Source organism: Streptomyces sp. NBC_00704 (assembly GCF_036226605.1).
Classification (GTDB): domain Bacteria; phylum Actinomycetota; class Actinomycetes; order Streptomycetales; family Streptomycetaceae; genus Streptomyces.
In genome coordinates, this window is the sequence record NZ_CP109000.1 from 1,171,805 (window position 1) to 1,192,204 (window position 20,400).

Consider the following 20,400-nt stretch of genomic DNA (forward strand, 5'->3'; position numbering starts at 1 on the left):
GGCGGGGCCGTAGGAGCCGGTGCCCACGAGCGGCGCGGTGCAGGCGGCGGCGACGGGGATGAGGCCGGAGAAGAGCGTGGCCCGCTCCGCGCCGATCCGCTGCATGCCCATGTACCAGCACACGAAGCCGACGACGGTGACGACCGCCGCCTGCCACAGCAGGGCGGCGGTCTCCGCCCCGTCGGGCCGGCGCAGCCACCCGCCGCCGTCCGACAGCAGGCCGACGATCGCGGACTCGGCGGCGGCGAGCCCGCACACCGTTGCGGACAGCAGCCGCGGGCCCAGCGGGCGCAGGACGGGCACGGCCAGCACCGCGAAGCCGACCTCACCGGCCAGCGCGCAGACCGACCAGGCGATGCCCGCGCCGTCCGACCGGCCCCACCCCTGCACGGTGAACGCGCCGACGGCGACCAGCGAGGCCCCGTACAGCACCGCGCGCCGGGGCCGCCGTCCCGCCGCGAACGGGACGACGACCGCCGCCACGACGGGGGCGCAGCCCACGAGGACGCCGGGGACGGCCGGTTCCGCGGAGCGCTCGGCGGACAGCACCGCCAGGTTGAAGCCGACCATCCCGACGGCCGCGAGCAGCGCCAGACGCGCCCACGCACGCTGGCTCAGCGCGCGCAGCCGGGCTCCGGCGCCGGCCCCCGCCAGGGGCACGAGGAGCAGACAGGCCAGGCCGTAGCGCAGGGTCTGCCCGCCGGCGTACGGGTAGGCGCCGAGGACGCTGTTGGCGGTGAAGGACCCGCCGACGAGGACACAGGCGAGCGCGCAGAGCAGGGAGCCGCGCAGGACGGTGGTGTTCATGAGGGCGACGCTAGGAGCGGCGGCGGCCCGGTTTAAGGTCCACTTCCATGACGTCATCGGAGACCAATTCCGCGCGGCCGTCCGGGACGGCGGCCTGGGAGGTGCTGCTGCCGGCGGCCGCCGCCCCGCCGCGCACGCGTGGCCGCGCGCTCCAGGCCGCGCTGCGCGAGGCGGTGCGTTCCGGGCGGCTCGCCCAGGGCACCCGGCTGCCGTCGAGCCGGGACCTGGCCGCCGATCTGGGCGTGTCGCGCGGTCTGGTGACCGAGGCGTACGAGCAGCTCACCGCCGAGGGGTATCTGCGCAGCGGCCGTGGCGCCGGGACCTGGGTGGGCGGCGCCGCACGGGCCGCCCGTCCCCCGGCGCGCGACCTCGCTCCGCGCCCGCCGGGCGCCCGGACCGACTTCGTGCCGGGCACGCCGGACCTGTCGCTCTTCCCGCGCGCGGCGTGGGCGGCTGCGCAGCGGGGCGTGCTCGCCGAACTGCCCCACCACGAGCTGGGCTACCCCGACCCGCGCGGGCTGCCGCGGCTGCGCACGGTGCTCGCCGAACTCCTCGCCCGCCGCCGGGGCGTGGTCGCCGACCCCGAGCGCCTCGTGATCGTCTCCGGCGTCGCCCAGGCGACCGCGCTGCTCGGGCTCGCGCTGCACGCGCGCGGAGCGGACGCCGTGGGCGTCGAGGACCCCGGCAGTCCGCAGCACGGCGCGCTGTACGCGGCGGCGGGCGTGCGGGCCGTCCCGCTGCCGCTGGACGGCGAGGGGACCGACCTGGCGGCGCTGCGCGCGTCCGGCGTACGGGCCGTGACGACGACGCCGGCTCACCAGTTCCCCACCGGCATCGCGTACTCCGCGCGACGGCGTGCCGAACTGCTCGACTGGGCGCGGTCGGTGGACGGCTTCGTGATCGAGGACGACTACGACGGCGACTTCCGCTACGACCGCGCCCCCGTGGGCGCGCTCCAGGGCCTGGACCCGGAGCGCGTGGCCTACACGGGGTCGGTCAGCAAGTCCCTCGCGCCGGGGCTGCGGCTCGGCTGGCTGCTCGTCCCCGAGGCGCTGGCCGAGCACGTCGTCGAACGCAAGCGGACGTCGGACCTCGGCCATCCCGCCCTCGACCAGGCGCTGTTCGCCCGGTTCGTGGAGCGCGGCGACTACGACCGCCAGCTGCGCCGGTGCCAACGCGCCTACCGCGAGCGGCGTGACGCCCTCGTGGCGGCCCTGACCGAGCACTTCCCGGGGGCGCGGGTGTCGGGGATCGCCGCGGGCCTCCACGTCATCGCCGAGCTTCCGCCCCGGTACGGGCCGCAGCCCCGGTTCCTGGAGCGGGCGGCCGCGGCCGGCGTCGGGGTGCGCGCGCTGGCCGACTACGCACACGCGCGTGCCGGACGCGAGGAGGCAGGGGCGGGACCGCGTCTCGTGCTCGGCTACGCGCACCTGTCGCCCGCGCGCGTCCGGGAGGGCGTGCGGCTGATGAGGGAGGCCGCCGGGAAGTGACGGCGCCGCCGGACCCTTCGGCGCGGCGGTTGTTCACCTGCGGTTCGCGTGCCCGCCGCGGCGCCCCCCAGGTGTGACGGCGTCCGCCGGGAGCTGACGGTGCGTCGGTGCGAGCACGACGGCACCGTGCTGGTCACCGAAGTGGTCCGGCCGGACGCGTCGGGCAGTGGTCCGGCGTCCCGTACCCTCGTCACCGTGCCGCGCACCGGCGTCATCCCCCGGTGCGCGGCACGGTCGTCGCGGCCGGGACCCGACCGGGTCGTGGAAGGGTCAACAAAGCGGGCATTCGTAGCCTTTACCCATCAGTCACAACCCGTTCGTGATCACGCAACACGATTCCTCCACAGTGGCCGCATGACCCGAGACATCTCCGACATGAAGCGCGCCCGGAACGGACGCCCCGTGCACCACTGGCGGCGGGACGTGGTGGAGCTGGCCGCGCTCTTCACCGCCGTCGCGGTCGCCGACGGCGTGGCCAACCTGGTGGGACACGGGCCGGACGGGCCCGTGCTGCTGAGCGTCTCCGCCGCCCTGCTCGTCGCCACGGCCGGGTTCCACACCTGGTGGGCACGGCGCCACGGGCACGCGCCGCCCGCCGGGGATACCGGCGCCCGGCCGCACTCCGGGGAGCCGCAGGCCGGGACGTCGGAACTGTCCCCGGAGGCCGACGAGGGCAGCGCCCTGTGGCGGATGCGGACGACGGTGAAGGACGCCCCGGGGTCGCTGGCCGCGCTCTGCGCCGCGCTCGCCGCCCACCGCGTGGACATCCTCAGCCTGCAGACACATCCGCTGGGCGAGGACACGGTGGACGAGTTCCTGCTGCGCGCGCCGGGCTCCCTCGCGGCCGCCGGGATCAGCCGGGCCGTCTCCCTGGCCGGCGGCGGCCGCACCTGGATCGAGCGCGCCGACGCCCACGACCTGGTGGACGTGCCCACCCGGGTCCTCGGCCTGGCCACCCGCACCGCACTGGACGCCGCCGAACTTCCCCTGGCGCTGAGGCAGTTGCTGGGCCGCTGCACGATCCGCTCGCTGCCCGCCGCGCCGGGCGCCGGGGGCCGCGGCCCGGAGGGCGTGCCCGTGGAGGGCGTCCTGGAGGACACCGTGATGCGGCTGCGGGCGCCGGAGGGCGGCGTGATCACCGTGGAGCGGCCCCATCTGCCCTTCACGCCGACCGAGTTCGCCCGCGCGCGTGCCCTGGTGGAGCTGGACGCCCGGCTCGGACCGCGGATCCCGCGCGGACAGGACGCGCTGACGCTGCCCGAGGGCGGCGACATCACCGTGCGGCGGGCCGACACCGGTGATCTGGCGGCGGCCAGGGCGATGCACGACCGGTGCTCGGCCCGCACGCTCTCCATGCGCTACCACGGGCCGGTCGGCGACGTGGACCGCTATCTCGGCCATCTGCTCAGCCCGCGCTTCGGCCGCACCCTCGCCGTGCGGACCGCGTCCGGCCGCCTCGTCGCCCTCGGCCATCTCCTCTGGGACGGCGACGAGACCGAGATCGCGCTGCTGGTCGAGGACCGGTGGCAGCGGCGCGGGGTGGGCGCCGAACTGCTCGGCCGGCTGGTGGCGATGGCCGTCGAGGCGGGGTGCGAGAGCGTGTACGCCGTGACGCAGGCCTCCAACACCGGCATGGTCGCCGCCATGCGCGGCCTCGGCCTGCCGCTCGACTACCAGATCGAGGAGGGCACCCTGGTCGTCACCGCCCGGCTGGAGACGGCGAGGACGGCGCAGGGGGCTCCGACGGCCAGGACGGCTTCGCCCCGCCGCGACGAGCGGGTCGCACGCGGCTGAGACGACCGGGACGACGGCGGCCGCAGGGGGGCGGGCCCGGCGACGTCACATGACGCTGTGGGTCGATGCGCGTCACGTCACATCGCCGGGCCCTCCCGCCTTCCGCCGCCGTTCCGGATTCCTCCGCCGCCCGGATCCCTCCGGCGTTCCGGATTCCTCCGGCCTTCCGAACATCCGGCCTTCCGAACATCCGGCCTTCCGAACCTCCGGCCTTCCGGGCCTCCGTTCTTCCGGCCTTCCGGCGCCCGCTCGCCGGGGTCAGACGGAGGCGGTTCCGCGCGCCGGCGAGGGGATCACTTCTCCGGAACCGGCCGCGGCAGCGCCCGTCCCCGTCCCTGCCCCCGTGCCCACGCCCGCACGTGCGTTCACGTTCGTGCCCGTCGTCGCGCCGAGCGCCTCCCGCAGGTCGGCCCACAGGTCGTCGACGTCCTCCAGGCCCACCGACAGCCGCAGCAGCCGGTCGCTCACGCCCGCGCCCCGACGCTCGTGCGCGTCGACGATGCGGTGGCTGATGGACGCCGGGTGCTGGATGAGCGTGTCGACGCTGCCGAGGCTGACGGCCGGGGTGATCAGGCGGACGCCCGCGATCACGTCGTGCGGGTCGCCGTGCACCTCGAAGGCGATCATCGCGCCGCCGATGCGCGGATAGTGCACGCGCGCCACGCGCGGGTCCTCGGTCAGCCGCCGGGCCAGTTCGGCGGCCGTCGCGGAGGCGGCCCGCACCCGCACCGGGAGCGTGGACAGGCCGCGCAGCAGCAGATAGCCGGCCAGCGGGTGGAGGACGCCGCCGGTGGCGAACCGTATCCGCCGCAGCACCCCGGCGAACTCCTCGTCGCAGGCGACCACGCCGCCCAGCACGTCCCCGTGGCCGCCGAGGTACTTGGTGGCGCTGTGCAGGACGAGCCGCGCGCCCTGTTCGACGGGGCGTTGCAGCACGGGCGTGGCGAAGGTGTTGTCGGCGAGCAGCGGGACCGAGCCGCAGGCGTGCGCGACGGCCCGCAGGTCGACCTCGGCCAGCGTGGGATTGGCCGGCGTCTCGACCATGACCAGCCCGGTGTCCGGCCGCAGCGCGTCCGCGATCCCGGCGGGGTCGGTCCAGGTGACCTCGGAGCCGAGCAGTCCCGCCGTCAGCAGATGGTCGCTACAGCCGTAGAGGGGGCGGACGGCGACCACGTGCCGCAGCCCCGCCGAGGCGCGCGCCAGCAGCACCGCGGTGAGCGCCGCCATGCCGCTGGCGAAGGCGACCGCGCTCTCGGCGCCTTCGAGCCGGGCCAGCGCCGTCTCGAACCGGGCGACCGTCGGATTGCCCAGCCTGCCGTAGACGGGCGGTCCGTCCGGTTCCGCGCCGGTCTCGGCGAAGGCGTCGATCCGGGCCGCCTCGGCGCGGCTGTCGTACGAGGGGTAGGTGGTCGACAGGTCGATGGGCGGGGCGTGCAGGCCCTGGCGGGCCAGGTCGTCCCGGCCGGCGTGCACGGCCTCGGTGGCCAGTGCGCGGGGCGCTCCAGACGTGCGTACGCCGTCGTACGCGTGCGTGCTCGCAGCGGATGTGTCCATGGACCGCAGGGTGAACATCGCACGGGTCGCGTGGCGCATCCGCCGTGCTACGTTCGGCCGATGGCCGAATCCGTCGTACTCGACCCGGTCGATCTCCAGCTGCTGCGGCTGCTGCAGAACGACGCCCGGACCACCTACCGCGACCTCGCCGCGCAGGTCGGCGTCGCGCCGTCGACGTGCCTGGACCGGGTGACGCGGCTGCGCCGCAGCGGGGTGATCCTCGGGCATCAGCTGCGGCTCGATCCGGCCAAGCTGGGGCGCGGGCTCCAGGCGCTGCTGTCCGTGCAGGTCAGGCCGCACCGCCGGGAGCTGGTGGGGCCGTTCGTGGAGCGGATCAGGGCGCTGCCGGAGGCGCTGACGGTCTTCCACCTCACCGGGCCCGACGACTATCTCGTCCATGTCGCCGTCGCGGACATGGCCGATCTGCAACGGCTCGTCCTCGACGAGTTCACCTCGCAGCGGGAGGTGGCCCGGGTCGAGACGCGGCTGATATTCCAGCAGTGGGACTGCGGGCCGCTGCTGCCGTCCACGGCGTCGCGGCCGACGCCCTGACGCGCGCCGCCGACGGCTTCAGGACAAACGCCGTGACGTGCGCCGCCGGCCCGTACGAGGATGGGGCGCATGTCACAGACCAACAACCCGCTGCCCCGCGAGATCGCCGACGCCTACGTCGACGATCTCATCGCCCTCGACCCGGTGACCGGCACCTATCTCGGCGTGCAGGAGAGTTCGAGCCGTCTGCCCGACTACTCGCCCACGGGGCAGGAGGCGCTCGCGCGACTCGCGCGGGACACCCTGGCCGGGCTCGACGAGGCGGAGCGCGGGCCCGGCGCGGACAGTGACATCGAGCGCCGGTGCGCCCGCCTGCTGCGCGAGCGCCTGACCGCCGAACTCGCGGTGCACGAGGCGGACGAGGGGCTGCGCGCCGTCGGCAACATGGCCACGCCGGCGCACCATGTGCGCGAGGTGTTCACGGTGACGCCCACGCAGACCGACGAGGACTGGGCGGCGATCGCCGAGCGGCTGCGCGCGGTGCCCGCGGCGCTCGCGGGCTACCGGGAGTCCCTGGCGCTCGGCCTGGAGCGCAAGCTGTACGCGGCCCCGCGGCCGACCGCCACGTTCGTCGAGCAGCTCACGCAGTGGTCGGACCCGGACGACGAGGGCCGCGCCTGGTTCGAGGGCTTCGTCGCCCCGGGGCCGAAGGCGCGCCGCGCCGAGCTGGACGAGGCGGCGCGCGGGGCCACCGCGGCGGTCGTGGAGCTGCGGGACTGGCTGCGCGACGTGTACGCGCCGACCGCCGAGGGCGCGCCGGAGACCGTGGGCCGGGAGCGGTACGCCCGTTGGGCGCGCTTCTACAACGGCACCGACCTCGACCTGGACGAGGCGTACGCGTACGGCTGGGCCGAGTACCACCGGCTGCTCGGCGAGATGCGCAAGGAGGCCGAGAAGATCCTGCCGGGGGCCCGGACGCCGTGGGAGGCGCTCGCGCACCTCGACGGGCACGGCCGCCACATCGAGGGCGTCGACGAGGTGCGGGACTGGCTCCAGGGCCTGATGGACCAGGCCATCGAGTCGCTCGACGGCACCCACTTCGAACTCGCCGAGCGGGTGCGCAAGGTGGAGTCGAGGATCGCCCCGGCGGGCAGTGCGGCCGCCCCCTACTACACGGGCCCCTCGGAGGACTTCTCCCGGCCGGGCCGCACCTGGCTGCCCACCATGGGCGAGACCCGGTTCCCGGTGTACGACCTCGTCTCCACCTGGTACCACGAGGGCGTCCCCGGCCATCACCTCCAGCTGGCGCAGTGGGCGCACGTCGCCGGCGACCTCTCCCGCTACCAGGCCACGGTCGGCATCGTCAGCGCCAACGCCGAGGGCTGGGCGCTGTACGCGGAGCGGCTGATGGACGAGCTGGGCTTCCTCACGGACGCCGAGCAGCGGCTGGGGTACCTGGACGCGCAGATGATGCGCGCGGTGCGGGTCATCGTCGACATCGGCATGCACCTGGAGCTGGAGATCCCGGCGGACTCGCCGTTCCACCCGGGCGAGCGCTGGACGCCGGACCTGGCCCAGGAGTTCTTCGGCGGGCACAGCAGCCGTCCGGCGGACTTCGTCGAGAGCGAGCTGACCCGCTATCTGTCCATCCCCGGCCAGGCGATCGGCTACAAGCTCGGCGAACGGGCCTGGCTGCTGGGCCGGGAGAAGGCCCGCGAGCGCCGGGGGGACGCCTTCGACCTCAAGTCCTGGCACATGGCGGCCCTTTCGCAGGGCTCGCTGGGCCTCGACGACCTGGTGGACGAGCTGGCCCGGCTCTGACCCCGCCGCCGGGCGGGCGGGGCGGCCCGTGGCGGCCGGCCCGCACGCGTCCCGCCCCGAGGGCTGCTTCGCGGCGGCGGACCGGCGCTTCCCGCGGCCGGTCCCCCGCGGTCGTACGGGGCTGACGGGGCCGGGCGGGGCGGGCGGGGCCGCGGCGGTCAGCAGCCGCAGTCCGCCGCGTCCACGGGGGCCGTGAGCGGGTCGGCGTCACGCCGCTCGCGGCCCTGCCACGTCTCGTAGGCGAAGCCCTCGCGCGCCCAGTACTCGAAGCCGCCGAGCATCTCCTTGACCCGGTAGCCGAGTTCGGCGAGCGCGAGGGCGGCGCGGGTGGCGCCGTTGCAGCCGGGGCCCCAGCAGTACGTCACCACCGGCACGTCCTTGTCGAGGAGCCGCCCGGCCTGCTCGGGGATGAGGGCGGTGGGCAGGTGCACGGCGCCGGGGACATGGCCCTGGTCCCAGGCTTCGGTGGAGCGGGAGTCCAGGGCGACGAAGCCGGGGTCGCCGCCGGCCGCCAGGGCCGCGGCCACGTCGGAGACGTCGGCGTGGAAGGCGAGGCTCGCCCGGAAGTGGGCGGCGGCCCGGGCGGGGGACGCGGGAGCCACGCGCAGGACGGGGTTGACGTCGGTCACGCTGGGGGCGGCGGTCATCGCGGGGCCTCTTCCGTCGGTGGTGGTGGTCGACGACCGGAAATCTACGGTCGCCGACCGGCTCCCTGAAGGGGCGTTCCCCGGCGTGGACCTTGCCGGACCGGGGAATCCCCTGCTACTCATCGGGGATGACCGCGTATTCCCCGGACGCCACCGACTGGCGCATTCTCGAGGTCCTCCAGCGCGAGGGACGGGCCAGTTTCGCCGACCTGGCGCGTGCCGTGGCGATGTCGGCGAGCGCCGTCACCGAGCGGGTGCGACGGCTGGAGGAGGCGGGCGTCATCCAGGGGTACGCGGCCGTCGTGGACCCCGAGCGGCTGGGCCTGCCGATCCTGGCGTTCGTGCGGCTGCGCTACCCCAACGGGAACTACAAGCCGTTCCACGACCTGGTGGCCGTGACGCCCGAGATCCTGGAAGCCCACCACGTGACGGGCGACGACTGCTTCGTGATCAAGGTGACCGCGCGGTCGATGCGCCACCTGGAGGAGGTGTCGGGCCGGATCGGCGCGCTCGGGTCGGTCACCACGAGCGTGGTCTACTCCTCGCCGCTCCCCCGCCGCCCGCTCGGCCGCTAGGGGCGCAGCCGCACGGTGGACCCCGAGCGGCCCTTGACGACCTCCAGCTGGGCGTGGATGCGACGGCGCAGGTCGCCCACGTGGCTGACGATGCCGACGCTGCGGTCGCGTTCGCGCAGGGAGTCCAGGACGTCGAGGACCTCGTCGAGCGTCTGGTCGTCGAGGCTGCCGAAGCCCTCGTCGATGAAGAGGGTGTCGAGCCGGACGCCTCCGGCCTCGTCGGTGACGACGTCCGCGAGGCCCAGCGCCAGCGCGAGCGAGGCGAAGAACGTCTCGCCGCCCGAGAGCGTGGCCGTGTCCCGCTCCCGGCCGGTCCAGGCGTCGACGACGTGCAGTCCGAGCCCGCTGCGGCCGCGCCCGGCCCGGTCGTCGGAGTGGACCAGGGTGTAGCGCCCGGAGGACATGCGCTGAAGCCGGGCGGTCGCGGCGGCGGCGACCTGTTCGAGCCGGGCCGCCAGGACGTACGCCTCCAGGCGCATCTTGCGCTCGTTGTCCGCGGAGGTGCCCGCGGCGAGACCGGCCAGCCGGGCCACCCGGTCGTACTCCTCGCGCAGCGGGGCGAGCCGGCGGACGCCGCTCTCCGCGCGCGCGGACAGCTCGTCGAGCTGGGCGCAGCGGCGGGCGGCGGCGTCCTGGGCGGAGGCGGCCGCGCGGAGGCGTTCGGCCGCCTCGGCCGCGGCGCGTTCGGCGGCCGCGAGGTCGGCGGGCGGCTGCCCGGCCGCCGCCAGCGTGTCGGGTTCGGCGAGGGCGGTCCGTACGGCGGCCTCCTCCGACTGCCAGGCGTCGAGGCGGTGTTGCAGTTCGCGGTGGGCGGTCGCGTCGAGGAGGGCGTCGGCGGCGGCCTGCGGCGTGTCGAAGCCGGCCCGGAAGGCGGCCTCGTCCAGGCGGCCGTCGGCGGCCTTGAGCCGCGCGGCGCTCTCCTCCGCGGCGCGGGCCGCCTCGGCCGCCTCGGTGAGCCGGGCAGCCCGGCGCTCCAGTTCGGCGGCCCGCGCGCTGACGCTGTCCGCCGTCCCGCGCGCCCACGTCAACTCCTCCTCCAGGGTGAGCCGTTCGCGCTCCATGCGCTCGCGGTGGCCCACCCGGGAAGCGGATCTGACGGCCGCCTCGCGCTGGGCGTGCGCACGGCGCTCGTGCTCCTGCTCGGCCTGGCGCAGTTCCTCGCGCGCGGGGTGCAGCGCCGAGGCCTGCGCGCGGGCCTGCGCATAGACCTGCTCCGCCTCCTGGGCCTCGGCGGCGAGCCGGTCCGCCGGGGCGTCGCCCGCCTCGGCCGTGGCGGCGGCGAGCGCCTCCCGCAGGAGGCCGTGCGCGCGCTCCTCCTCGGCCTGGCTCTCCTCGGCGCGCCGGTAGGCGGCGAGCGCCCGCTCCTCGGCCTCGCGGCCTACGTGCCCGGCGTCCTTGCGGGCGGGCGCGGGGTGCTCGGTGGCGCCGCAGACCGTGCAGGGCTCGCCGTCGGCGAGGGTGGCGGCCAGTTCGGCGGCGATGCCCCTGAGGCGCTGTTCCTTGACGTCGAGCCAGTGCTCGCGGGCCGACTGCGTCCGTTCGCGGGCGGCGAGGGCGGCCTGTCGTGCGGTGTCGAGGTCGCCGGTCAGCGTGTCGCGCCGCCGGGCGGCCTCCAGGCGCCGGCGCGCGGGCTCGCGCCGCCCGTCGAGCTGTTCGGCGCGGGCGGCGGCCTCCTGGGCGCGTTCGATCCGGGCGCGCAGATCCGTGCGGACGGCGTCCCAGCCGGCGAGCCAGGTCTCGGCCTCGGTCAGGACGTCCTCGTCGTCGCGTTCCCGCCGGTCCAGGTCCGCCCGCTCGGCCGCGAGGTCGGCGAGACGCCGTTCGCCCCGGCGGGCGGACTCCAGACCGCCCAGCTCCTCGGCGGCCCGGCGGGCGGCCGCGGCGAGCCCGGCGGCGCCGGAGTCGGCGAACGGCTCGGGGAGCAGGGCACGCGCGCGGGCGGCGCGGGCCGCCGCGTCCCGGTGCTCGGCGTCGGCGGCCTCGCGCAGGTCCAGGGCCGGGGCCACCGTCTCCGCCTTGCGCGCCCGCTCCATGCGCGCCTGCGCCTCCCGGTGGGCTCCGGCCCGCTCCCGCAGCGCCTCGGCCCGCTCGCGCGCCTGCGCGAACCGCCGCTGGAGCCGGTCGCGTTCGCGGACGTCGGCCAGCTCCCGCTCGGCCGCGGCCTGCGCGGACTCGGCGGCGAGGCGGCCGCAGTGCGCGGTCGTCAGCAGCTCGCGCGCGGTGCTGCGGGCGACGGCCGCCGCGGCGAGCACCGCGCCGGCCAGGCCCGGCTCGCCGGGGGCCAGCTCGGGCAGCTCCATGGCGTCGCCGGCCGCCTGCTGCATCCGGTGGGCCTCCGCGAGCAGCGCGGCGTCGCCCTCGCGCACGCGTGCCTCGGTGGCACGCCGGCGTTCGGTCAGCCGCTTCTCGACCTCGGCGAACCGCCCGGTGTCGAAGAGACGGCCCAGCAGCCGGCCGCGCGCCTCGGCGTCGGCGCGCAGGAAGCGGGCGAAGTCGCCCTGGGGCAGCAGCACGACCTGGCAGAACTGTTCCCGGCTCATCCCGAGCAGCTGGGTGACCTCCTCGCCGATCTCCTGGTGGGAGCGGCTGAGGTCCTTCCAGGCGCCGGTCGCGGTGTCGTACTCGCGCAGCAGGCTCTGGGCCTTGTCGACCGTGGTGCCGGCGCCGCGCTTCTTGGGCCGCTCCCAGGGCGGCTGCCGGACGATCTCCAGCCGACGTCCCGCGACGGTGAGTTCCAGGGTGACCTCGGTGCGCGTGCCGGGCGCGGCGTGGTCGCTGCGCAGGTTCGTGCCCTGGCCGTTCTGGCGGGCGCCCGGCACCGAGCCGTACAGGGCGTAGCACACGGCGTCGAGGACGGAGGTCTTGCCCGCGCCCGTGGGCCCGTGCAGCAGGAAGAGGCCGGCGGCGGAGAGCTCGTCGAAGTCGACGCTCTGGGCGCCGCCGAAGGGGCCGAAGGCGGTCAGGTCGAGCCGGTGCAGCCTCATCGCGCCACCTCCCCGGCCATGTCGTCCGCGCGGACCGCGTCGAAGGCGTCGCGCAGCACGCCCTGCTCGCGCGCGTCGGGCCCCGCTCCCCGCACGTGGGCGACGAAGTCCTCGGCGATCTCCTGGTCGCTGCGGTCGGCGAGGCGGCGGGCGTAGGACACGCCGGGGTCGTCGGGTGCTCGCTCGGGCGCGAAGACGAGGCTGAGCGTGTGCGGGAACCGCTCGGTGAGGCGGGCCATGGGGTCGGCGGGGCGGACGGCGTCGGTGAGCGTGGCCTCGACCCACGCCTGCTCGTGGCGGGCGAGCGCGGGGTCGGCGAGGAGTTCCTCCAGTGTTCCCCGGATGCGGGCAAGCGCTCGGGGCACCGGGCAGTCGACGCGCTCGGCGGTGATCTCCCCACCGGCTCCGAGGTCCACCAGCCACATGGTCTTGCGGTGCGCGCTCTCGGAGAAGGAGTAGGGCAGCGGGGAGCCCGAGTAGCGCACCCGCTCGGTGATCGTCTGGCAGCCGTGCAGATGGCCGAGCGCCGTGTAGTCGACTCCGGCGAAGACTCCGGCGGGCACGGAGGCGACGCCGCCGACGGTGATGTCGCGTTCGCTGTCGCTGGGCTCGCCGCCGGCGACGAAGGCATGGGCGAGGACGACGGAGCGCGTTCCCCGCGCGCGGGCGGCGAGGTCGGCGCGGACCCGGTCCATCGCGGCGGCGAGGACGGCCTCGTGGGCGGCCGTGTCCACACCGAACTCGTCCTTCACCAGCGCGGGTTCGAGGTAGGGCAGGCCGTAGAAGGCGACGTCGCCGAAGGCGTCCGTCAGCACCACGGGCGTGCCGGCGGCGGCCGGATCCGTGCGCAGGTGGACGCCCGCGCGCCCGATGAGGCCGGCCCCGACGCCGAGCCGGCGGGCGGAGTCGTGGTTGCCGGAGATCATCACCGTGGGCACCCCGAGACCGGCCAGCCGGTGCAGGGCGTCGTCGAAGAGCTCGACCGCGGCCAGCGGAGGCACCGCGCGGTCGTACACGTCCCCCGACACGACCACCGCGTCGACCTCGCGCTCACGCACGGTGGCGACGAGGTGACCGATGAACTCGGCCTGGGCGCCGAGCATGTTCACCCGGTGGAACGCCCGGCCGAGATGCCAGTCGGAAGTGTGCAGGAGCCTCATGATCCCCGAGACTAACGGCCGGGTCCGACAGCACGGGCGGTTACTCCCGTATCGCACCGTCACGACAGTCGCCACACACGGTCTTTACGGACATTTCACTCATCCCGCCACCGGACGCGGCGCACCTCACACACGCACCACCGACCGCAGACCACCCGTCACCGGTCACCCGTCACCCGTCACCCGTCACCGGTCGGCCATCCCTCACCCGTGGTCCGTCCCGCTCACACGTCCCCGTAGGCCTCGTCGCCCAGCGCGAAGCCGGCCGTGCCCGCGGTCGCGTCGGCCAGCCAGGAGCGGAAGGCGTCCACCTCGGCGTCCGGCAGGCCGATCTCGATGGCCACCGCCTCGCCGTAGCGGACGTCGCGCACCTGGCGTCCGGTCGCGAGCAGGTCGTTGTGCACCTTGCCGGCGCGCTGGTGGTCGACGGTCACCGTGGCGAGCCGGAAGCGGCGGCGGGTGAGGACGCCGAGGGAGTCGATCGCCTCGCCGACCGCGCCGCCGTACGCCCGGATCAGGCCCCCCGCGCCGAGCTTGACACCGCCGTAGTAGCGGGTGACGACGGCGACGACGTACCGCATGTCGCGGCGCAGCAGCATCTGCAGCATCGGGACGCCGGCCGTGCCGCCGGGCTCGCCGTCGTCGCTCGCCTTCTGCACGGCGGCGTCGGCGCCGATGACGTACGCCCAGCAGTTGTGGGTGGCGTCGGCGTGCTCCCTGCGGACGGAGGCGAGGAAGTCCTGGGCCTCCCGTTCGGTGGCGGCCGGAGCGAGGGCGCACAGGAAGCGGGACCGGTTGACCTCGCTCTCGTGCACGCCCGCGCGGGCGACGGTGCGGTACTCGTCCTGCATCCGGTCAGACTATGCGGTGACCGGACCGCCGACTCGCGCGCGGTGCCGGGCGGGCCACTACGGGGGGCCGACGGCGACGCTCGCGACGACGGCCGTGCCCGCGGGCGGCCCGGCCGGCGCCTTCGCACGCCGGTCAGGCGCCCCTGGGCACGGTCATCGAGGTGAGCAGGGCCGCGCCGGGCGTCAGGGCCCGCCAGTGCGGGCCGTGCCAGGTCAGGACGGCGACGGCCGACGTGGGGAACTTCAGCCGTACCTGGTCGAGCGTGTCGCCGGCGGCCTCTCCCGCCAGGTGGAGGACGAGTTCCGCCAGGCCGGGGTTGTGCCCGACCAGCAGCAGGGTGCCGACCTCGTCGGGCGTCTCGTGGACGATGTCCAGGAGGGCGGCCGCGTCCGCTCCGTAGAGCCGCGGGTCGAAGCGCACCGGGGGCGGCGGGTCCCAGCGGGCGTGGACCAGTTCCCAGGTCCGGCCGACGCGGACGGCGGTGGAGCACAGGGCGAGATCCGGGCGGCAGCCGGCTTCGTCGAGCGCGCGGCCGGCCGCCGGCGCGTCCCTGAGGCCGCGCGGGGCGAGCGGCCGCTCGTGGTCCGGAACGCCGTGCGGCCAGGCCGACTTGGCATGCCGCAGCACGACCAGCCGACGCGGCGCGCCGCCGTTCGGCGATCCGGTGCCGGGTGCGGTCACGCCGGGGATCCGAGGTCGCGGGTGAGTTCCAGGCCGAGCAGGCGGTCGGCGTAGGCGTACGTCTCGAAGCGGGCGCCCGCCGGGAGGTCGGGGCCGGCGTCGCGCACCGACCGCAGCACGCGCAGCACCTCGGGCACGTCGAGGTCGTCCTCCCAGGCGGCGCGCAGCCGTGCGCGAAGCTCCTCGGGGACCGGTCGCGACGGCTGCCGCGCCCAGTCGGCGACGGTCCGCCGCCAGCGTGCGAGGGTGTCACGGGCCTCGGCCAGTGCCGTGGCGTCGAGCCGGAGCGGCTGTGTGCGGCGCACGGAGAGCAGCGCGAGACGCAGGACGGCCGGGTCGGCGTCCGGTACCGCCTTTCGCTCCGCGGCCCCGGGCACGGCGCCCTCGGCCGGCGCGACCGCGATGCGCAGCGCGTCGTCGGGGCTCGGGCCGTCCTCGCCCACCACGCGCAGGATCTGCGCCTCGCCCACACCGGCTCCGAGGTCCCGGCCGTCCTCGAAGGGGTGCATACCGAGGGCGGTGGCGCCGGCCCGCAGCTCGGCCTGGTCGCGGTCTCCGGTGAGCAGGAGCCAGGCGGGCGTGCCGCCCAGTTCCAGCGCGCGCACCAGCAGGTCCGCGACGAGCAGCACCCTGAGCGACGCGGCCCCGTATCCCGAGGCGTGCGCCTCGACACGGGTGAGGCCCCGCCGGACGGGGGCGGCGAGGGCGGGTTCGCCGGTTCGGGCGTCGATGAGGCGCAGCACGTGCCCGAGCCTAGGCGGACGCGGGCGAATCCGCAGGCAGGGGCCGCAAAGGCGGGGTCAGGAATCAGGATCCGTCGCACACTGTTGAAGCCCGCGTCGGATCCTGTTCGATGCAGAAGTTATCGCGATCGTTCATGACCGATTCTGACCAATCCAGACTGCCGAACCCATCCAGACTGCCAAGGAGGCTGCCGGTGTACGGCGACGAGGCGACGATCCGGAAGATCCTCACCGCAACCGGTGACACCTGGGCCGTGGTGGGCCTGTCGACCAACCGCGGGCGCGCGGCCTACGGGGTCGCCGAGGTGCTCCGGCGCTTCGGCAAGCGGGTGGTGCCCGTCCACCCGAAGGCGGAGACCGTGCACGGCGAGCGGGGATACGCCTCCCTCGCCGACATCCCCTTCGCGGTGGACGTCGTCGACGTCTTCGTCAACAGCGACCTCGCGGGAGCCGTGGCCGACGAGGCGGTGGCCACGGGCGCTCGGGCGGTGTGGTTCCAGCTCGGCGTCGTCGACGAGGCCGCCTACAGCCGCACCAGGGCCGCCGGTCTGGACATGGTCATGGACCGCTGCCCCGCGATCGAGATCCCCCGCCTGGCCTGACGACCCGCCCGCGAGCCGGCCGACACCCCGCCCTCGTCATCGTCATCGCCCCCGTCCGCGTCCCGCCGCGCGCCCAGGAGAGCCGGCCGCGCGGACGTGAGGGTGAGCGCTCGGCCTGTCTAGTGCGGGGCGGGCGCCGGCGGGGGCACCGAGACCGTCAGGACCATCCGCATCGGGGTCTCGCCCAGATTGGCGTACCGGTGCGCGGCGTTGGCCTCGAACGTGACGCTCGCGCCGGCCGGGACGCGGTGCTCGGTGCCGTCGACGGTGAGCGTCAGCTCGCCGGCGGTGACATGGGCGATCTCGACGGTGCCGAGCGGGTGCGGGTCCGAGCCGCTGCTCTCGCCGGGCATCAGCAGCCAGTCCCACATCTCCAGCGGACCCGGCGCCTCCGCCCCCGCGAGGAGCCTGCTGTAGCTGCCCGCGTCGGTGTGCCACAGCCGCACGGCCTGGTCGGCGGGGACGATACGGACCTTCGGGCCGCGCTCGTAGTCGAGCAGGGTGGTGATGCTGACCCCGAGCGCGTCGCCGATCTTGACGACCGTGCCGAGGCTGGGATTGGTGCGGGCCTGCTCGATCTGGATCAGCATGCCGCGGCTGACCCCGGCGCGCGCCGCGAGCGCGTCGAGGGTGAAGCCGCGCTCGGTGCGCCACCGTTTGAGGTTGCGCGCCAGGGACTGGGTCAGCAGGTCGAGATCCGACACGTGGCTTCCTGTTCCGCCCTTTTCCGTCCGGTTCCGCCAGGAGACCGGAGTCCAACATGATGGATGACAGAGTTCACTTTCCTGAACTACGGTGTGGTGCACCAGATCGTGCACCGAACTGTACTGCGAGGGACCCGTGACAGCACTCTTCGCCCTGGCCACCAGCCTCCTGTGGGGTCTGGCCGACTTCGGCGGCGGTCTGCTGACCCGGCGCGCCCCGGCCCTCATCGTGGTGGTCGTCTCGCAGTCGATCCCGGCCCTGGTCCTCGGCGGCGTCGTGGTCGTCACCGGCGGCTGGAGCGAGGCCGGTCCCCGGCTGTGGTTCGCGGTCGCCGCCGGGCTGGTCGGGCCGGTCGCCCTGCTCTCCTTCTACAAGGCGCTCGCGCTCGGTCCCATGGGGGTCGTGTCCCCGCTCGCCGCGCTCGGCGTCGCCGTGCCGGTCTCGGTCGGGCTGGTCCTCGGCGAACGGCCGGGCCTCGTCCAGGTCGCGGGCATCGCGGTCGCCGTCGTCGGGATCGTCCTCGCGGGCGGCCCGCAGCTGCGGGGAGCGCCGGTGCAGCGCCGGGCCGTGCTGCTCACGCTGGTCGCGGCGCTCGGCTTCGGCACGGTGTTCGTGCTGATCACCGAGGCCTCCACGACCGTCACCGGGCTGTTCCTCGCCCTGTTCGTGCAGCGTGTGACCAACGTGGCGGCAGGCGGCGCCGCGCTGTACGTCGCCGTCCGGCGCGGGGCGCCCGCGCTGCCGGAGGGCGGTCTGCCCCTGGCCTCGCTGCCGGCGTACGGGCTGGTCGGTCTCGCCGACGTCGCCGCGAACGGCACCTACGCCGTCGCCGCCCAGCACGGGCCGGTCACGGTGGCCGCCGTGCTGGCCTCGCTGTATCCGGTGGTGACGGCGCTGGCGGCGCGCGGTTTCCTGCGCGAGCGGCTGCGCGCGGTCCAGGCGGCGGGCGCGGGGCTGGCCCTGCTCGGCACCCTGCTGCTGGCCACCGGCTAGCCAGGTGCTCCGTCCGGGGCCCGCCCGCACGGCCACCGAGGCCGGCATGCACGCCGGGGTGCCGCGCTCGGGCTCCCGGATCAGCTGCCGGGCTCCAGCCGGGCCAGCTTCGCCACGGTCTCCTCGTCCAGCTCGGAGAGCGCGACCAGCTGGTCGGGCGTCACGTCGTCCGGTATCGGCACCGGGGCGGGACTGCGCAGCGGCGGCTGCCAGCCGTCGGCGGGCGTCCAGCGCCGGACGACCCTGGCGGGCGCCCCCGCGACGACAGCGTGGTCGGGCACGGTCCCGCGCACGACCGCGCCGGCCGCGACGACGACGTTCCGCCCGATGCGCGCCCCCGGCAGGATCACGGCGCCGGTGCCGATCCAGCACCCCGGACCGATCTCCACGGGCTCCATGCGGGGCCACTGCTTGCCGATCGGCTCGTGCGGATCGTCGTAGGAGTGGTTGGTGGAGGTGACGTACACGTACGGGCCGAAGTAGCAGTCGCTGCCGATGGTGACGGTCGTGTCGGCGATGACATGGCTGCCGCGGCCGAGGACGACTCCGTCGCCGAGGCGCAGGATCGGGTCGGGGCCGAGGTCGAGATCGGGCATCAGACCCGCGGTCAGCGTCACCTGCTCGCCGACGATGCAGTGCGCGCCGAGGTGGATCCAGGGCTCGCCGAAGACCGTGCCGAGGGGGAAGGCGAGCCGGGTGCCGACGCCGATCGAGCCGAAGCGCAGGCGCCCCGGCCGCTCGGCGGTGACGGAGGCCGTGCGCTGCACCCAGGACCAGCCCGCGTGGACGGCGCGCTGCACCTGTCGGCGCCGCCATGATGAGAACGTGTTCTTGCGCTTCGGCACCCGCTCACCGTACTCAGCGCGCACCGCGGCCGACGGCCGAAGGCCCTGTGATCTTCACCCCACCCGGTGGCGTACGGTGCGGGGAAAACGACGGAACCGACGGAACCGGCCGGACATCGACGGACCCGCGCGCGGCGGGTCGGGTCGGGGCGGGTCGCGGCGGGTCGGGCGCGAGGAGACGGTGATGACGCACAGGGCGCTGATCGTGGGCATCGGCGGCAGGGAACCCCAGGTCCACGAGGAGGCGTTCGTGGCGCCGACCGCCTCGGTGATCGGGGACGTCACCCTGGAGGCGGGGGCCAGTGTCTGGTACGGCGCGGTCGTGCGCGGGGACGTGGAACGGATCACCGTCCGCACGGACGCCAACATCCAGGACAACGTGACGCTGCATGCCGACCCCGGCTTCCCGGTGACCATCGGCGAGCGGGTCTCGGTCGGTCACAACGCCGTGGTGCACGGCGCGACCGTGGGCGACGACTGCCTCGTCGGCATGGGGGCGACGGTGCTCAACGGGGCCGTGATCGGGGCCGGTTCACTCGTCGCCGCACAGGCGCTCGTGCCGCAGGGGATGCAGATCCCGCCGGGATCGCTGGTGGCCGGGGTGCCGGCCAGGGTGAAGCGGGAGCTGAGCGAGGAGGAGCGGCAGGGCGTGACGTTGAACGGCACGTTCTATGCGGACCTGGCCAAGGCCCACGGGGAGATCCACGAGTAGGGGCCGGCGTCGCCGGGGCGCGGGCACCACCGGGGGGGGCGCCGCGCCCTGCGTCGCTCCCCCGCCGTCCGGTGCCCGGCCTACTGCTCGGCGGCGACCGCGGGCTCGGCCCCGGCCTCCGCTCCGGCGGTCTCCTGCGCGGCGCGCTTGGCCTTGCGCTTGATGACGAGCATCGACGTCAGGCCGATCAGGACCGCCAGCACCAGGCCCAGCCACGAGAACCGCTTCAGCCAGGACTCCGCCACGACGCCGACGTAGTAGATGACGGCCGTCGTGCCGCCCGCCCAGGCGATGCCGCCGAGCAGGTTGGCCGTGAGGAACTTCCAGTACGGCATGTGCAGGACGCCCGCGAGCGGTCCGGCGAAGATGCGCAGCAGGGCGACGAAGCGGCCGAAGAAGACCGCCCACATGCCCCACTTCTCGAAGGAGCGCTCGGCGGTGGCGATGTGCCCTTCGCTGAAGTGGCGGGGGAACTTCGCGCCCAGCCAGGCCAGCAGCGGTCGTCCGCCCTTGCGGCCGATGGCGTATCCGATGGAGTCGCCGATCACGGCGCCGGCGGTGGCGCACGCGCCCAGCACGACCGGGTTCACGCCGCCGTGCTGGGAGGACAGCAGCGCGGCCGAGACGAGGACGATCTCGCCGGGCAGCGGAATGCCGAGGCTCTCCAGGCCGATGACCAGGGCGACCACGGCGTAGACGGCCGCAGCGGGCACCGTGTCGAGCCATTCCTGCACGTGCACCGCGGGTTCCTCCCGTTTGACGTCCCGGCCCTGTTGCCCTTCCCGGGAAGCCTACCGGGTCGCCTCGGACCGGTCCGCCCTCCGGTGCCGGCGGTCACCGGCGACGCGGCGCGAAGACCGGCGGCGCGAGGCCCGGCCACTGGCGACCGGGGAAGGGCCGGCCACCGACGGCGGGGAGGGCGGACGTCCGCCCACGGCTGGGG

Annotated in this window: 18 protein-coding genes and 1 pseudogene; 8 read left to right on the forward strand and 11 right to left on the reverse strand. The window is 75.4% G+C overall.

Going from position 1 to position 20,400, the window contains the following annotated elements; translation table 11 throughout:
- Positions 1-18: 18 nt before the first annotated feature.
- A pseudogene (locus OG802_RS05145) lies at positions 19-864 on the reverse strand (EamA family transporter); the annotation flags it as partial.
- On the opposite strand from OG802_RS05145, the gene pdxR reads away from it, so the two are divergent.
- Together pdxR and OG802_RS05155 are read left to right on the forward strand one after the other, a co-directional pair.
- Positions 855-2,297: a MocR-like pyridoxine biosynthesis transcription factor PdxR gene (pdxR, locus tag OG802_RS05150; protein ID WP_329407611.1), complete on the forward strand. Its 1,443-nt coding sequence runs from the start codon at positions 855-857 to the stop codon at positions 2,295-2,297. The pseudogene OG802_RS05145 and the gene pdxR sit on opposite strands and share 10 nt — an antisense overlap.
- A gap of 354 nt (positions 2,298-2,651) precedes the next feature.
- Positions 2,652-4,091, forward strand: coding sequence for a GNAT family N-acetyltransferase (locus tag OG802_RS05155; RefSeq protein ID WP_329407613.1), 1,440 nt, complete (start codon positions 2,652-2,654; stop codon positions 4,089-4,091).
- A 258-nt stretch (positions 4,092-4,349) separates the two neighbouring features.
- Here the strand turns inward: OG802_RS05155 and OG802_RS05160 are convergent, their stop codons facing one another.
- On the reverse strand, positions 4,350-5,645 hold the full coding sequence (locus OG802_RS05160) for a trans-sulfuration enzyme family protein (RefSeq protein ID WP_329407616.1): 1,296 nt from the start codon (positions 5,643-5,645) through the stop codon (positions 4,350-4,352).
- Between the two features lie 60 nt (positions 5,646-5,705).
- Here OG802_RS05160 and OG802_RS05165 point away from each other — a divergent pair, with 60 nt between their 5' ends.
- Both OG802_RS05165 and OG802_RS05170 read left to right on the forward strand, forming a co-directional pair.
- Positions 5,706-6,197 (forward strand): Lrp/AsnC family transcriptional regulator, encoded by a 492-nt coding sequence (locus tag OG802_RS05165; protein ID WP_329407617.1) that lies wholly within the window; start codon positions 5,706-5,708, stop codon positions 6,195-6,197.
- A 69-nt stretch (positions 6,198-6,266) separates the two neighbouring features.
- Complete coding sequence (locus OG802_RS05170) at positions 6,267-7,958, forward strand: DUF885 domain-containing protein (RefSeq protein ID WP_329407619.1); 1,692 nt, start codon at positions 6,267-6,269, stop codon at positions 7,956-7,958.
- 158 nt (positions 7,959-8,116) lie between these two features.
- On the opposite strand, the gene OG802_RS05175 is transcribed toward OG802_RS05170, so the two are convergent.
- On the reverse strand, positions 8,117-8,605 hold the full coding sequence (locus tag OG802_RS05175; protein WP_329407621.1) for a rhodanese-like domain-containing protein: 489 nt from the start codon (positions 8,603-8,605) through the stop codon (positions 8,117-8,119).
- A gap of 128 nt (positions 8,606-8,733) precedes the next feature.
- Between OG802_RS05175 and OG802_RS05180 the strand changes: the two genes are divergently transcribed.
- Positions 8,734-9,180, forward strand: a complete 447-nt coding sequence (locus OG802_RS05180) for an Lrp/AsnC family transcriptional regulator (protein ID WP_329407623.1) — start codon at positions 8,734-8,736, stop codon at positions 9,178-9,180.
- Here the strand turns inward: OG802_RS05180 and OG802_RS05185 are convergent.
- The 5 genes from OG802_RS05185 to OG802_RS05205 all read right to left on the reverse strand — a co-directional run bounded on the left by OG802_RS05185 (position 9,177) and on the right by OG802_RS05205 (position 15,600).
- Positions 9,177-12,164 (reverse strand): SMC family ATPase, encoded by a 2,988-nt coding sequence (locus OG802_RS05185; RefSeq protein ID WP_329407624.1) that lies wholly within the window; start codon positions 12,162-12,164, stop codon positions 9,177-9,179. The two genes, OG802_RS05180 and OG802_RS05185, sit on opposite strands and share 4 nt — an antisense overlap.
- A complete protein-coding gene (locus OG802_RS05190) occupies positions 12,161-13,324 on the reverse strand; it encodes an exonuclease SbcCD subunit D (RefSeq protein WP_329407625.1) in 1,164 nt (387 codons plus the stop codon). The genes OG802_RS05185 and OG802_RS05190 overlap by 4 nt, the downstream gene beginning before the upstream one ends.
- Positions 13,325-13,548: 224 nt before the next feature.
- Positions 13,549-14,175: a YigZ family protein gene (locus tag OG802_RS05195; protein ID WP_329407626.1), complete on the reverse strand. Its 627-nt coding sequence runs from the start codon at positions 14,173-14,175 to the stop codon at positions 13,549-13,551.
- A 133-nt stretch (positions 14,176-14,308) separates the two neighbouring features.
- Complete coding sequence (locus OG802_RS05200) at positions 14,309-14,857, reverse strand: SixA phosphatase family protein (protein ID WP_329407628.1); 549 nt, start codon at positions 14,855-14,857, stop codon at positions 14,309-14,311.
- Positions 14,854-15,600 carry a hypothetical protein gene (locus OG802_RS05205; RefSeq protein WP_329407629.1) on the reverse strand — a complete coding sequence of 249 codons (747 nt, stop codon included), beginning with the start codon at positions 15,598-15,600 and terminating at the stop codon, positions 14,854-14,856. Before OG802_RS05205 ends, OG802_RS05200 begins: the two co-directional genes overlap by 4 nt.
- A gap of 194 nt (positions 15,601-15,794) precedes the next feature.
- On the opposite strand from OG802_RS05205, the gene OG802_RS05210 reads away from it, so the two are divergent.
- On the forward strand, positions 15,795-16,202 hold the full coding sequence (locus OG802_RS05210) for a CoA-binding protein (RefSeq protein WP_329407631.1): 408 nt from the start codon (positions 15,795-15,797) through the stop codon (positions 16,200-16,202).
- Positions 16,203-16,321: 119 nt separating this feature from the next.
- On the opposite strand, the gene OG802_RS05215 is transcribed toward OG802_RS05210, so the two are convergent.
- Complete coding sequence (locus OG802_RS05215; RefSeq protein WP_329407632.1) at positions 16,322-16,906, reverse strand: helix-turn-helix domain-containing protein; 585 nt, start codon at positions 16,904-16,906, stop codon at positions 16,322-16,324.
- A 136-nt stretch (positions 16,907-17,042) separates the two neighbouring features.
- Between OG802_RS05215 and OG802_RS05220 the strand changes: the two genes are divergently transcribed.
- Entirely contained in the window at positions 17,043-17,900 is an 858-nt protein-coding gene (locus OG802_RS05220; protein WP_329407634.1) for a DMT family transporter, read from the forward strand.
- 80 nt (positions 17,901-17,980) lie between these two features.
- Here OG802_RS05220 and OG802_RS05225 read toward each other — a convergent pair whose 3' ends face one another.
- The gene (locus OG802_RS05225; RefSeq protein WP_329407636.1) at positions 17,981-18,745 is read right to left on the reverse strand and encodes an acyltransferase; all 765 of its coding nucleotides are present in this window, start codon (positions 18,743-18,745) and stop codon (positions 17,981-17,983) included.
- A gap of 184 nt (positions 18,746-18,929) precedes the next feature.
- Here OG802_RS05225 and OG802_RS05230 point away from each other — a divergent pair, with 184 nt between their 5' ends.
- Positions 18,930-19,457, forward strand: coding sequence for a gamma carbonic anhydrase family protein (locus OG802_RS05230; protein WP_329407638.1), 528 nt, complete (start codon positions 18,930-18,932; stop codon positions 19,455-19,457).
- Between the two features lie 80 nt (positions 19,458-19,537).
- Here the strand turns inward: OG802_RS05230 and OG802_RS05235 are convergent, their stop codons facing one another.
- Positions 19,538-20,197 (reverse strand): DedA family protein, encoded by a 660-nt coding sequence (locus tag OG802_RS05235; protein ID WP_329407640.1) that lies wholly within the window; start codon positions 20,195-20,197, stop codon positions 19,538-19,540.
- Positions 20,198-20,400: the final 203 nt, after the last annotated feature.

Bases quoted from the DNA above. Each gene is read 5' to 3' on its own strand.
- pdxR (WP_329407611.1), top strand. From the start codon at position 855: ATGACGTCATCGGAGACCAATTCCGCGCGGCCGTCCGGGACGGCGGCC.
- OG802_RS05155 (WP_329407613.1), top strand. From the start codon at position 2,652: ATGACCCGAGACATCTCCGACATGAAGCGCGCCCGGAACGGACGCCCC.
- OG802_RS05160 (WP_329407616.1), bottom strand. From the start codon at position 5,645: ATGGACACATCCGCTGCGAGCACGCACGCGTACGACGGCGTACGCACG.
- OG802_RS05165 (WP_329407617.1), top strand. From the start codon at position 5,706: ATGGCCGAATCCGTCGTACTCGACCCGGTCGATCTCCAGCTGCTGCGG.
- OG802_RS05170 (WP_329407619.1), top strand. From the start codon at position 6,267: ATGTCACAGACCAACAACCCGCTGCCCCGCGAGATCGCCGACGCCTAC.
- OG802_RS05175 (WP_329407621.1), bottom strand. From the start codon at position 8,605: ATGACCGCCGCCCCCAGCGTGACCGACGTCAACCCCGTCCTGCGCGTG.
- OG802_RS05180 (WP_329407623.1), top strand. From the start codon at position 8,734: ATGACCGCGTATTCCCCGGACGCCACCGACTGGCGCATTCTCGAGGTC.
- OG802_RS05185 (WP_329407624.1), bottom strand. From the start codon at position 12,164: ATGAGGCTGCACCGGCTCGACCTGACCGCCTTCGGCCCCTTCGGCGGC.
- OG802_RS05190 (WP_329407625.1), bottom strand. From the start codon at position 13,324: ATGAGGCTCCTGCACACTTCCGACTGGCATCTCGGCCGGGCGTTCCAC.
- OG802_RS05195 (WP_329407626.1), bottom strand. From the start codon at position 14,175: ATGCAGGACGAGTACCGCACCGTCGCCCGCGCGGGCGTGCACGAGAGC.
- OG802_RS05230 (WP_329407638.1), top strand. From the start codon at position 18,930: ATGACGCACAGGGCGCTGATCGTGGGCATCGGCGGCAGGGAACCCCAG.